11 protein-coding genes are annotated in these 11,703 nt (G+C 60.5%); 4 read left to right on the forward strand and 7 right to left on the reverse strand.

The annotated features are described in order from the left end of the window. Positions 1-98 precede the first annotated feature (98 nt). The 3 genes from yjiA to ACW9IN_RS29420 form a co-directional block, all read right to left on the reverse strand. On the reverse strand, positions 99-1,058 hold the full coding sequence (yjiA, locus tag ACW9IN_RS29410; RefSeq protein WP_457369142.1) for a GTPase: 960 nt from the start codon (positions 1,056-1,058) through the stop codon (positions 99-101). 170 nt (positions 1,059-1,228) lie between these two features. Beyond that, positions 1,229-1,426, reverse strand: a complete 198-nt coding sequence (locus ACW9IN_RS29415; protein ID WP_041023338.1) for a YbdD/YjiX family protein — start codon at positions 1,424-1,426, stop codon at positions 1,229-1,231. A 15-nt stretch (positions 1,427-1,441) separates the two neighbouring features. Then, entirely contained in the window at positions 1,442-3,508 is a 2,067-nt protein-coding gene (locus ACW9IN_RS29420; RefSeq protein ID WP_457369143.1) for a carbon starvation CstA family protein, read from the reverse strand. A gap of 174 nt (positions 3,509-3,682) precedes the next feature. On the opposite strand from ACW9IN_RS29420, the gene ACW9IN_RS29425 reads away from it, so the two are divergent. Beyond that, complete coding sequence (locus ACW9IN_RS29425; protein ID WP_457369144.1) at positions 3,683-4,051, forward strand: PilZ domain-containing protein; 369 nt, start codon at positions 3,683-3,685, stop codon at positions 4,049-4,051. Between the two features lie 139 nt (positions 4,052-4,190). Here the strand turns inward: ACW9IN_RS29425 and radA are convergent, their stop codons facing one another. From radA to katB, 3 genes are read right to left on the reverse strand one after another with little or no spacing between them, the layout of a single operon-like run. Further along, complete coding sequence (gene radA / locus ACW9IN_RS29430; RefSeq protein WP_457369145.1) at positions 4,191-5,558, reverse strand: DNA repair protein RadA; 1,368 nt, start codon at positions 5,556-5,558, stop codon at positions 4,191-4,193. A 35-nt stretch (positions 5,559-5,593) separates the two neighbouring features. Continuing rightward, the gene (locus ACW9IN_RS29435; protein WP_457369146.1) at positions 5,594-6,133 is read right to left on the reverse strand and encodes an ankyrin repeat domain-containing protein; all 540 of its coding nucleotides are present in this window, start codon (positions 6,131-6,133) and stop codon (positions 5,594-5,596) included. 58 nt (positions 6,134-6,191) lie between these two features. Next, a complete protein-coding gene (gene katB / locus ACW9IN_RS29440; protein ID WP_457369147.1) occupies positions 6,192-7,733 on the reverse strand; it encodes a catalase KatB in 1,542 nt (513 codons plus the stop codon). 286 nt (positions 7,734-8,019) lie between these two features. Between katB and mscL the strand changes: the two genes are divergently transcribed. Then, entirely contained in the window at positions 8,020-8,436 is a 417-nt protein-coding gene (gene mscL, locus ACW9IN_RS29445; protein ID WP_457369148.1) for a large-conductance mechanosensitive channel protein MscL, read from the forward strand. Between the two features lie 60 nt (positions 8,437-8,496). Here mscL and ACW9IN_RS29450 read toward each other — a convergent pair whose 3' ends face one another. Then, positions 8,497-9,273 carry a ferredoxin--NADP reductase gene (locus ACW9IN_RS29450; RefSeq protein ID WP_457369149.1) on the reverse strand — a complete coding sequence of 259 codons (777 nt, stop codon included), beginning with the start codon at positions 9,271-9,273 and terminating at the stop codon, positions 8,497-8,499. Positions 9,274-9,659: 386 nt separating this feature from the next. On the opposite strand from ACW9IN_RS29450, the gene ACW9IN_RS29455 reads away from it, so the two are divergent. Then, on the forward strand, positions 9,660-10,370 hold the full coding sequence (locus ACW9IN_RS29455) for a LuxR family transcriptional regulator (protein ID WP_457369150.1): 711 nt from the start codon (positions 9,660-9,662) through the stop codon (positions 10,368-10,370). 158 nt (positions 10,371-10,528) lie between these two features. Then, positions 10,529-11,659, forward strand: coding sequence for a methyltransferase (locus ACW9IN_RS29460; protein WP_457369151.1), 1,131 nt, complete (start codon positions 10,529-10,531; stop codon positions 11,657-11,659). Positions 11,660-11,703 lie beyond the last annotated feature (44 nt).

An 11,703-nucleotide genomic window follows, 5' to 3' on the forward strand; every position in this document is an offset into this window, starting at 1 on the left:
CTGGCTTGCCTGCGATGGCGGTGTATCAGGCAGTGATGAGTCAGCTGACAGACCGCTATCGCAGGCAAGCCAGCTCCCACACTGACTGCATTTTCAAATCAGGGTTGGTAGACGCGCTGGAAGCCTTCGCGGATCTTGTCTTCCGGCAACTCATCGGCAATAAACACAATCACACTTTCCCGCGCTTCGCCCTCTTCCCACTCCGTGTCCCAATCAAAGCCGTAGAGCTTGAGCACGCCCTGAAACACCATGCGCCGGTCTTCCCCGGCAATATTCAGCACACCCTTGTAACGCAGCAACTGCTTTCCATGGTCTTCCAACAGCTCGTTCATAAACTCGCTGAGCCGGTCGATATCCAGCGGCTGGTCGGTGCGCAACACCAGGCTCGAAATGCGGTCGATGGACGGCGCGGCGCTGACCGGGCGCAAGCTCATGCCGGCGTTGAGGTTGAAACCGCGCACATCCAGCAGTTCGGCCAAATCGATCTGGCCATGATCGACCACACGGATCGGCGCACGGCGGTTGATGCGAGTGAGGCGCTCGCTGAGCGCGTCAAAGGTAGCGTCATCCACCAGATCGCGCTTGCTCACCAGCAGCCGATCGGCAAAGCCGATCTGGGCCTGGGCAATGGTTTGGGTCAGATGATGCTCGGCATGGGCCGCGTCCACCAGAGTGATGATGCCGTCGAGGATGTAACGCTCGCGCAGTTCTTCATCGATGAAAAAGGTCTGCGCCACCGGGGCCGGGTCGGCGAGGCCGGTGCATTCGATCACCAGGCGGTCGAAGGCGATCTCGCCGCTGTCCAGACGCTCCAGCAACAGGTAGAGGGCTTTGGTCAGGTCGGTGTGGATAGTGCAGCACACGCAGCCGTTGGACAGGGTCATGACCTGTACCGGTTCTGCGCCCAGGAGCTGGGTGTCGATACCGGCATCACTGAATTCGTTTTCGATGACCGCGATCTTCAGGCCGTGCTCGGCCTTGAGCAGATGGCGCAGCAAGGTGGTCTTGCCGGCACCGAGGAAGCCGCTGAGGACTGTGACCGGAATGGGAGAGGACAAAATGCAGTTCTCCTTGAAGGAATACAAAAACAAATGTGGGAGCAGACCTCTGTAGGAGCCGGGCTTGCCCGCGATGCAGACACCTCGGTGTTTCAGTCACACCGAGGCAATGCTATCGCAGGCAAGCCAGCTCCCACAGAAGCCCGCTCCCACAGGGGTATTGCGTTAACTCAACAGCACTTTGGCCCACCCTTGCCACCGTAACGGGCTTCCTGGCGCTCCCGGAAGAACGCCTCGTAGTCCATCACCGGTTTGTCCGGGTGTTTGGTTTGCATATGCTCGACGTACGTGTCGTAGTCGGGCATGCCGACCATCAGGCGGGCGGCCTGACCGAGGTATTTACCGAGGCGACTGAGGTCATTGAACATGGCTGCAATCCTCGATCACGCGTCCGGCAGGGCCTGGAACGGGGCTTCTTTATCCGTACGTTCTTTGTTGCCCCAGGCGGCGACACCGACCTTGAGCGCGTAGAACAGGATGCTGAACACCACGAACAGGAACAGCGCGGTCAGCGTTGCGTTGGTGTAGGCGTTGAAGATCACGTGCTGCATCTGGTCGATGCTCTTGGCCGGGGCCAGGATCTGGCCGTTGGCCAGGGCATCGCTGTATTTCTTGGCCAGGGACAGGAAGCCGATCGCCGGGTTGGCGTCGAACAGCTTGATGAAGCCCGCCGTGGTGGTGCAGATCAACAGCCAGATCGCAGGCAGCAAGGTCACCCAGATGTAGCGCTGGCGTTTCATTTTGATCAGCACGACGGTGCCGAGCATCAGCGCGATACCGGCCAGCATCTGGTTGGAGATACCGAACAGCGGCCACAAGGTGTTGATGCCGCCCAACGGGTCGATCACACCTTGATACAGCAGGTAACCCCACATGGCCACGCAACCGGCGGTCGCGATCAGGTTGGCGGTCCAGGATTCGGTGCGTTTCAGCGCCGGCACGAAGGAACCCAACAGGTCTTGCAGCATGAAGCGACCGGCACGGGTACCGGCGTCGACGGCGGTCAGGATGAACAGCGCTTCGAACAGAATCGCAAAGTGGTACCAGAACGCCATGGTGTTTTCACCCGGCAGCACACTGTGCAGGATCTGCGCGATACCGACCGCCAGGGTCGGTGCACCGCCGGCACGGGCCAGGATGGTGGTTTCACCGATGTCATGGGCAACGGCCTGCAGCGCTTCCGGGGTAATTGCAAAGCCCCAACTGCTGACGGTCTGCGCCACGGCGGCCACATCTGCGCCCACTACGGCGGCAGGGCTGTTCATGGCGAAGTACACGCCTGGCTCGATCACCGACGCGGCAACCATCGCCATGATGGCCACGAACGACTCCATCAACATGCCGCCGTAACCGATGTAGCGGGCGTTGGTTTCGTTGTCCAGCAGCTTGGGTGTGGTGCCCGAGGAGATCAGCGCATGGAAACCCGAGACGGCGCCACAGGCGATGGTGATGAACAGGAACGGGAATAGGCCGCCCTTCCACACCGGGCCGGTGCCATCGATGAATTGGGTGAGCGCCGGCATTTTCAGCTCTGGCATGGTGACCAGGATGCCGATGGCCAGGGCGATGATGGTGCCGATTTTCAGGAAGGTGGAGAGGTAGTCACGCGGTGCGAGGATCAGCCATACCGGCAATACCGCAGCCACGAAGCCGTAACCGATCAGCATCCAGGTAATCTGTACGCCGGTGAAGGTGAAGGCCTTGGCCCACACTGGGTCAGCAGCGACCTGCCCGCCCAGCCAGATCGAACCCAGCAGCAACAGCACGCCGATGATCGAGATTTCGCCGATGCGGCCCGGGCGGATGTAGCGCATGTAGACGCCCATGAACATCGCGATCGGGATGGTCGCCATGACCGTGAAGATGCCCCATGGGCTCTCGGCGAGGGCCTTGACCACGATCAGCGCCAGCACCGCGAGGATGATGATCATGATCAGGAAGCAGCCGAACAGCGCGATGGTCCCCGGAATACGCCCCATCTCTTCGCGAACCATGTCCCCCAGGGAACGGCCGTTGCGACGGGTGGACAGGAACAGGACCATGAAGTCCTGCACCGCGCCCGCCAGCACCACCCCGGCAATCAGCCACAGGGTGCCGGGCAGGTAGCCCATTTGCGCCGCCAGCACCGGGCCGACCAGCGGGCCTGCACCGGCGATTGCCGCGAAATGGTGACCGAAAAGGATGTGTTTGTTGGTCGGCACATAGTCCAGACCGTCGTTATTGAGCACTGCGGGGGTGGCCCGCCGTGGATCGAGTTGCATCACGTTGTTAGCGATGAACAGACTGTAGTAGCGGTAGGCGACCAGATAAATGGCCACGGCAGCGACCACAATCCACAAGGCGTTGATCGCCTCGCCTCGGCGCAAGGCCACTACGCCCAGGGCGCACGCTCCTACGATTGCCAGCACCAGCCAGGGTAGGTGGCGTAGCAGGCTATTATTATTTTTCATTTTTATATTCCAGCCAGGGTGGACAGAAGGACAGCCATCCCGAGTTTAGCGCTGTTGGCCTCAAAGACCACCCCCCTACGTTGGTCTAGAGCCTTGCCATCGCAAAAAAAGCAGAAATAAACGCCGGGTGATGGCGCAAGGCTACAATCCTTCTATTAACAGAGGGTTTAACCAATGACCGAGCAACCGTCTGACCGCCGCCGTTTTCGACGAATCGCCTTTGATGCCAGGACGACCATTTCCCAGGACAGCTGGAATTGGCCGGTGCAACTGGTGGATTTGTCGCTGCGCGGGTTGCTGGTGGAGCGCCCTGACGACTGGCGGGGTAATGGCAAGCGCCTGTTTGACGTGGATATCCGGCTGGACCCACAGGCGCATATCAAGATGCAGGTGAAGCTGGCCCATGACGATCACGGGCAGCTTGGGTTTGTGTGCCAGCACATCGACCTGGACTCGATCAGCCATTTACGGCGGTTGATCGAGCTGAACCTGGGTGACGAGGATGAACTGCACAGGGAGCTGGCAGCATTGCTGGAGACCTGACAGCCAATACAAACCAAAATTGTGCGAGCTGGCTTGCCTGCGATAGCGGCGGACCAGCGTGTACACCTTTATCTGACACACCCTCATCGCGGGCAAGCCCGGATCCCACAGTGGGCTCTATTGGCAGTGAGATCGATGACTACTCGAACAACGCATCCAGCGCCTGCTCCAAGCGCGTGACCCCGATAATTCTTAGCCCCGCCGGCGACTCCTTCGGCGCGTTGCCCTTGGGCACGATGGCGCGCTTGAAGCCGTGCTTGGCCGCCTCTTTCAGGCGCTCCTGGCCGCTGGGCACCGGGCGTACTTCCCCTGACAAACCGACCTCGCCGAACACCAGCAAGTCATGGGGCAACGGCCGATTGCGCAGGCTGGACATCACCGCCGCCATCAAGGCCAGGTCGGACGCGGTCTCCAGCACCTTGACCCCACCCACCACGTTGAGGAACACGTCCTGATCGTGAGTCGGAATACCGCCGTGACGGTGCAACACCGCCAACAGCATCGCCAGCCGGTTCTGATCCAGGCCCAACGTAACGCGGCGCGGGTTGGCCAGGTGGCTGTCGTCCACCAGCGCCTGCACCTCCACCAGCATCGGCCGGGTGCCTTCCCACGTCGCCATCACCACGCTGCCCGGCACTTCTTCCTGGGCTCGCGTGAGAAAAATCGCCGACGGGTTGGAAACTTCTTTCAGCCCCCGATCGGTCATGGCGAACACGCCCAGTTCGTTCACTGCGCCGAAACGGTTTTTCACGGCCCGCAGCAAGCGCAGGCGGCCATCGGATTCGCCTTCGAAATACAGCACGGTGTCGACCATATGCTCCAGCACCCGAGGCCCGGCCAGTGCGCCCTCTTTGGTCACATGGCCCACCAGGAAGATCGCCGTGCCACTCTGTTTGGCATAGCGCACCAGCAGCGCCGCACTTTCGCGCACCTGGGACACACCGCCCGGCGCCGATTGCAGTTGCTCGGTGAAAATCGTCTGGATCGAGTCGATCACCATGACCTTGGGTTTTTCCACCCGGGCGGTGGCGATGATGCTTTCGATGCAGGTCTCGGTCATCACCCGCAACTGGTCCTGGGGCAGCCCCAGGCGGCGGGCACGCATCGCCACTTGCTGCTGGGACTCTTCGCCGGTGACGTACAGCGCCGGCATGCGGCTGGCGATACTGCACAGGGTTTGCAGCAGGATCGTCGACTTGCCGATGCCCGGGTCGCCGCCGATCAGCACCACCGAGCCATCCACCAGGCCGCCGCCAAGGACGCGGTCCAGCTCGCCGGACGCCGTGGAAAAACGCGGGATTTCTTCGACACTGACTTCGGCCAGGGTCTTGATCTGCGCCTGTTGCCCGGTCCAACCGGTGCGGCCGGAGGGCGCTGCTGCGCCGCCGCTTTCGATCATGGTTTCAGTCAGGGTGTTCCAGGCACCGCACTCGGTGCACTGGCCGGCCCACTTGGGAAAGGTCGCGCCGCACTCCGTGCAGCCGTACATGCGCTTGGCCTTTGCCATTCGAGAACCTCCAACCGAAAAACCGCGATGATAGCTCAGCGCGAGGCCGGGGTACGGATTTCCCCACTGGCCAAACGTGAAGCGCTGTTGCCGACCGGGTCTTCGGCATTGAGGTCAGCGCCCTTGGCTTTCAGTTCGTCCAGCAGCTCGACGCGCTTGAACAGCCCGGCGTACATGGCGGCGGTCTGTCCGGCACCGTTGCGCTGGTCCGGGTTGCAATCGGTGGCCAGCAGGCGCTGGGCAATTTTCAGCTCGCCCTTGAAGATCGCGCCCATCAACGCCGTGTTGCCGCGTTTGTCCTGCACGCAGGCATCCGCGCCGGCGGCGAGCAAGCGCTCCACGAAAGGCCCCTGGCCGTGATAGGCGGCCAGGATCAACGCGGTGTAACCCTTGTCGTCCTGGGTGTTGAGGCTGTAGCCGGATTCGATGAAGGTGTTGAGCATGTCGAGGTCGCCACGGCGGGCGGCGTCGAAATAGTAGTCCTGCAATTGAGCCTTGAGCGCCACCGGATCGGGCGACTCGGCATGGGCGACGAAGGCCAGCATGGCCATCAGCAATCCGATAGAAATACGCATGGATGTTCTCCTGCCAAAGACCGGCGCCCGTTCCGGGGCGCCGGCCAGAACCGACGGATCAGTCCGTCAATTTGTCCGCCAGCGCCTTCACGCGCGCCAGGTCACCCTTGGCCACCTTGGTCACGCCGGTGCCGTATTCCGGGTCAGCCTTGTAGAGGAACGACAGGATGATGTGCTTGCTCTCGTCATCGGTAGTGGCCAGCGAGCCGCCGAAATTTTCGATCAAGTCCTGGCGCTCTTTCTTGCTGTAGGAGCGGTACAGATCGCCGGCCTGCTTGAAGTTCTGCTCGCGCTGGATCTTCGCCTGCTGGGTGCTGCCCGACAGCGGCGACTGGCTGTAGCGCGCGGTTTGCGGCTCATCCCGTGGCAACAGGCGGCTTGGCTGGTAGTTCACGCCCGTGGTGGTTTTGCCGGTGTTCATCGCGCCGTCCTGATTGCCGTTGTTGACGGTCACCCGAGGGGCGTTGATCGGCAATTGCAGGGCGTTCGGCCCCAGGCGATACATCTGCGTGTCGGCGTAGGAGAACACACGGCCTTGCAGCAAGCGGTCTTCCGACGGCTCGATGCCCGGCACCAGATTGGCAGGGGCCATGGCCACTTGCTCGGTTTCCTGGAAGACGTTGGCCGGGTTGCGGTTCAGCACCATCTGGCCGACTTTGCGCTCCGGCACATTCGGCCAGATCTTGGTGGCGTCCAGCGGGTCGAAGTCGAACTTGGCCAGGTCCTCAGGCTTGAGCACCTGCACGTACAGGTTCCACTTGGGGAAGTCGCCCTTGTTGATATGGGTGACCAGGTCATTGGTCATGTGGCTGTAGTCGCGGCCCTGAACCTCGGTGACCTGCTTGGGATCCAGGTTCTTGATGCCTTGCAGGCTCTTCCAGTGGAACTTGACGTAGTGCACTTCGCCCTTGGCGTTGATCAGCTTGTAGGCGTGCACGCCGTTGCCGTCCATTTCCCGGTAGCTGGCCGGGGTGCCGGAGTCGGAGTACAGCTCGGTGAGGGTACGCGTGGACTCGGGCACATGGGAGAAGAAGTCGAAGCGACGCGAGTCGTCATCCAGGTTGGTACGCGGGTCGGGTTTGAACGCGTGGACCATATCCGGGAACTTGATCGCATCGCGAATGAAGAAGGTCGGGAAGTTGTTGCCCACCAAGTCCCAGTTGCCTTCGGCGGTGTAGAACTTGGTGGCGAAACCACGCGGATCACGCAGGGTTTCCGGCGAGTGATTGCCGTGCACCACGGCGGAGAAACGCACGAACACCGGCGTGGTCTCGCCTGCGGCGAACACCTTGGCCTTGGTCAGGTCGCTGAGGTTATCGGTGACGGTAAAGGTGCCGTGGGCACCGGTGCCGCGGGCATGCACCACGCGCTCCGGGATGCGCTCGCGGTCGAAGCGTTGCAGCTTCTGGATGAGTTGCACGTCTTGCAACAGCACCGGGCCATTGGCGCCGGCGGTTTGCGAGTTCTGGTTGTCGCCGACCGCCGCACCGTTGTCGCGGGTCAGGTTGGCGGCTTGCACAGAGAGGGAAAGCACACTGGCGGTCACCAGCGCCAGCGCATAGCGCGCCGACACCGTCCCGCGGTTCATTGGGTTCTTCATCAAGGTTTCCTCTGGTTTTTTTAGTGCACATTCAGTTGTGCTTGCCAGAGGCTAGTGACCTGACAGTCAGAAGATAAATAGAAAAGCCGTACTATTCCGATATATAAAATAATGTGGCGAACCGCTGAAATCCCGGGTATTTCGCGCGCGATTGGTGGCACTTTGCAAACTATTTGCGTTTAATTGTGTCGATAAAAACCAACAGTGTTAACAGTTGTGTCGCGCAAGCCTCCTACGACTGACTTACACTGAGTCCACCCTTCTCATCTGTAACAAGGAATAACCCATGGGCGTGATCAGTGAGTTCAAGGCCTTCGCGGTCAAAGGCAATGTGGTCGATATGGCCGTCGGTATTATCATCGGCGCGGCGTTCGGCAAAATTGTTTCATCCTTTGTAGGCGATGTAGTAATGCCCCCACTGGGTCTGTTGATCGGTGGTGTGGACTTCGGCGACCTGGCGATAACACTCAAGGCGGCACAAGGCGATATACCGGCGGTGGTACTGGCCTATGGCAAGTTCATCCAGAGCGTGGTCGATTTTGTGATCATTGCCTTCGCAATCTTCATGGGCGTGAAAGCCATCAACCGTCTCAAACGCGAAGAAGCCGTGGCCCCCAGCCTGCCACCGACGCCGAGCAAGGAAGAAGTGCTGCTGGGCGAAATCCGCGATCTGCTCAAGGCGCAGAACGACAAAACGCTTTAAGTCGAGCGCTATGTGGTGAGCGGGCGGTGCGACGATTCGACAAGCCCGCTCACTACAGGATTACCAGTAGTTTTCCACTGCCACCTGGCCCGGACGCCGGCTCAGGCTCAGTTGCAGGTTGCGCTGCTTGAGCAACTGGCGCGTGTCATCGACCATCTGCGGGTTGCCGCAGATCAGCACGCGGGAGTGCTCGGGGGTCAGCTCGATGCCGGCGGCACGTTCCAGCTCGCCATTCTCGATCAAGGTGGTGATGCGCCCGTTCAATGTTCCCGGGTGCTGTTCACGGGTGACGATCGGCAGGTAAACAAGCTTGTGGGCATGCTCGGCCAGGTACTCGCGCTCACCCAGCTCCTTGATCAACGTTTGATAAGCCAACTCCCTGGCTTCCCGGGCGCTGTACACCAGAATGATGCGCTCGAATCTTTCCCAGACTTCGAAGTCCTGCAGGATCGACAGGAACGGCGCCACCCCGGTACCGGTGCCCAGCAACCACAAATCGCGCCCATCAATGAAACGATTCAAGGTCAGGTAGCCGGTGGCCTGACGTTCCACCATCAGGGTATCGCCCACGCGCAGGCGGCTCAGTTCGCTGGTGAATTCGCCACCGGGCACGACGATGGAAAAGAAATCCAAGTGCTCATCGAACGGGGAAGACACCACCGAGTAGGCCCGCCAAACCGTGCTGCCATCGGCCTTGGTCACACCCAGGCGTACGAACTGGCCGGCGGTGAACCGAAAACCCGGGTCGCGGGTCGTGCGCAAGGTAAACAGGCTGGGGGTCAGCGATTGCACATCGAGCAAGGTCTGGCGGGTAAATTTCTCAGCACTGGCCGTCATGGGGGGCTCCGTTCTACAGGTGCCCTAGTGTCCCCCAAACTCGCCCGCGGAAACACCTGCGGTTGGTAGTGGCATTTCGCTGACGGCAACCAGTGGCCGATTAATGGCACCACTAATTAATTGGCTATTAATCCCTGCCAAGAGTGTCCAAAACTCGCTGTAAATTGCCCGTAACAGATGCCTCAACTCCCTAAAAAACCGACAGAATTTGCTGATATGTGGGTGGACCCAACTAAGAGCAGGGGCATACACGCTTGAGCCTCGCCGCACAACAGCGAAAATCCTCATCCGCCATGTAATACATGTCCTACACTGATTTGGCGTGAAGCAGCACTGGGGAGCCAGGAAGTCCCCCATTCAGGGAGAACCCCCATGGAGAGTTATCAATGGTCAACTGGCGCAACACCCGGCTCCCCAAACTGGAAGGTGAGAACGAGATTACCAGCGTGTTTGAAATGGTGGTCAACCACACTTATGAACTCGGCTTCCAATATTGTTCGTTTACCATGAGTTCTCAATCGCTCGACTATCAAACTGAACCGATTCAACTCAACAACTACCCCAATGAATGGAATACGCGTTACAAAAAAGCGCATTACTTCGAAGTCGACCCCACTGTCAGTCACTGCAAACGCTGCGTGCTGCCCTTCGTCTGGGAACAGAAAGCCTTCAATGCGACGCCCGACCTGTGGGAGCTGGCTCAATCGATGGGAATGCATTTGGGCTGGACCCAGTCGGTCCACGATTTCCAGGGCGTATTCAGCATGCTCACCCTGGGGCGTGGCGAGGGCCAGGTAAGCCCCGAAGAGCTCTACGAAAAGGCCGGCCAAGTGTTATGGCTGTGCCATGCGATGCATGCCGTGGTCGCCCAGAAATATGCCGCGCAACCCGGCGTGAACGCGCCCAGCAAGTTGACATCACGCGAGACGGAAATCCTCAAATGGTCAGCCATGGGCAAGACGGCCTCCGACATCGCCGTCATTCTTTGTCTGTCAGAGCGCACCATCGGTTTTCATCTCGGCAATGCTTGCAGGAAACTGGGAGTCCACAACAAAATTGCCGCTGTGCTCAGGGCTTCCAAGATGGGCTGTTTTTAATCGCCCGGAAACACCGCATGTAATCCCTCTGGAAAGAAAGTAACATTTGCAACCAATTCTGAGTGTTGATGCAGCTCCCCGCAGCTGCGTCGAAGTTCACTCAGAGGGTTGCGCAGCCGCTGCCGAACACTCACCGATTATCCAGAGCCTCCCCCGCCATGCCCCTGCTCGACAGCCCCTTCGCCCAACTCGATCTTATCCGCCAGCCAGAACAGCATAACGACCCGCTGCAAGCCTTCGACGCCGCCGATGAATACCTGCTCAACCACCTGGCCGAACAGCAGCCCGCGCCCACAACGCGTGTGTTGGTACTCAACGACAGTTTCGGCGCCCTAGCGGCAAGCCTCGAAGGCCGGGTGCAGGTCATCTCCAGTGGCGATTCGTTTCTCGCCGCCCAGGGGCTGGAAAAAAACCTGGCGCGTAACGGCAAGGCCTTCGATGCCGTACCCTTCACACCCGCCAGCCAGGTGCCGACCGGGCCGTTCGATCGTGTGCTGATCCGCGTGCCCAAGACCCTGGCCCTGCTGGAGGAACAGTTGATCCGGCTGCAAGGCCAGTTGGCGCCGGGAGCGCAGGTGATCGCCGCCGCGATGATCAAGCACCTGCCACGCGCGGCGGGTGAGTTGCTCGAACGTTATATCGGCCCGATGCAGGCCTCTCTGGCAGTCAAAAAGGCCCGTCTGTTGATTGCAACGGTCGCGGATCGTCCGACCGCGGTCTCACCCTACCCGACCCGCTACACACTCGAAACACCCGCGCTTGAATTGCTCAACCATGCCAACGTGTTCTGTCGCGAAGGCCTGGACATCGGCACCCGCGCCTTCCTCCCACACCTGCCGGGCAACCTGGGCAGTGCCCGCGTGGCAGACCTCGGTTGCGGCAATGGGGTATTGGCAATCGCCAGCGCGCTGCAAAACCCTGATGCCCACTACACCCTGGTGGACGAGTCCTATATGGCCGTGCAATCCGCCACCGAGAACTGGCACGCAGCCCTGGGCAATCGCGATGTGGAGGTACGCGCCGGCGATGGCCTGGCCGGGCAGGCAGCGCAATCGTTGGACGTGGTGCTGTGCAACCCGCCGTTCCATCAACAGCAGGTGGTGGGTGACTTCCTCGCCTGGCGCATGTTCCAGCAGGCGCGCGAAGCGCTGGTGGTGGGTGGCGCCCTCTATATAGTCGGCAACCGCCACCTGGGGTATCACAGCAAACTGGCGCGGCTGTTCCGGGGAGTCGAGCAAGTGGCGGCCACCCCGAAGTTCGTGATTCTCAAGGCGCGCAAATCGGCATAGGGGACGGCTTCATAGGCCGCTCCCCTGCCACACCACCCGGCATG

The sequence above is a fragment of the Pseudomonas sp. SDO5271_S396 genome (assembly GCF_054071795.1).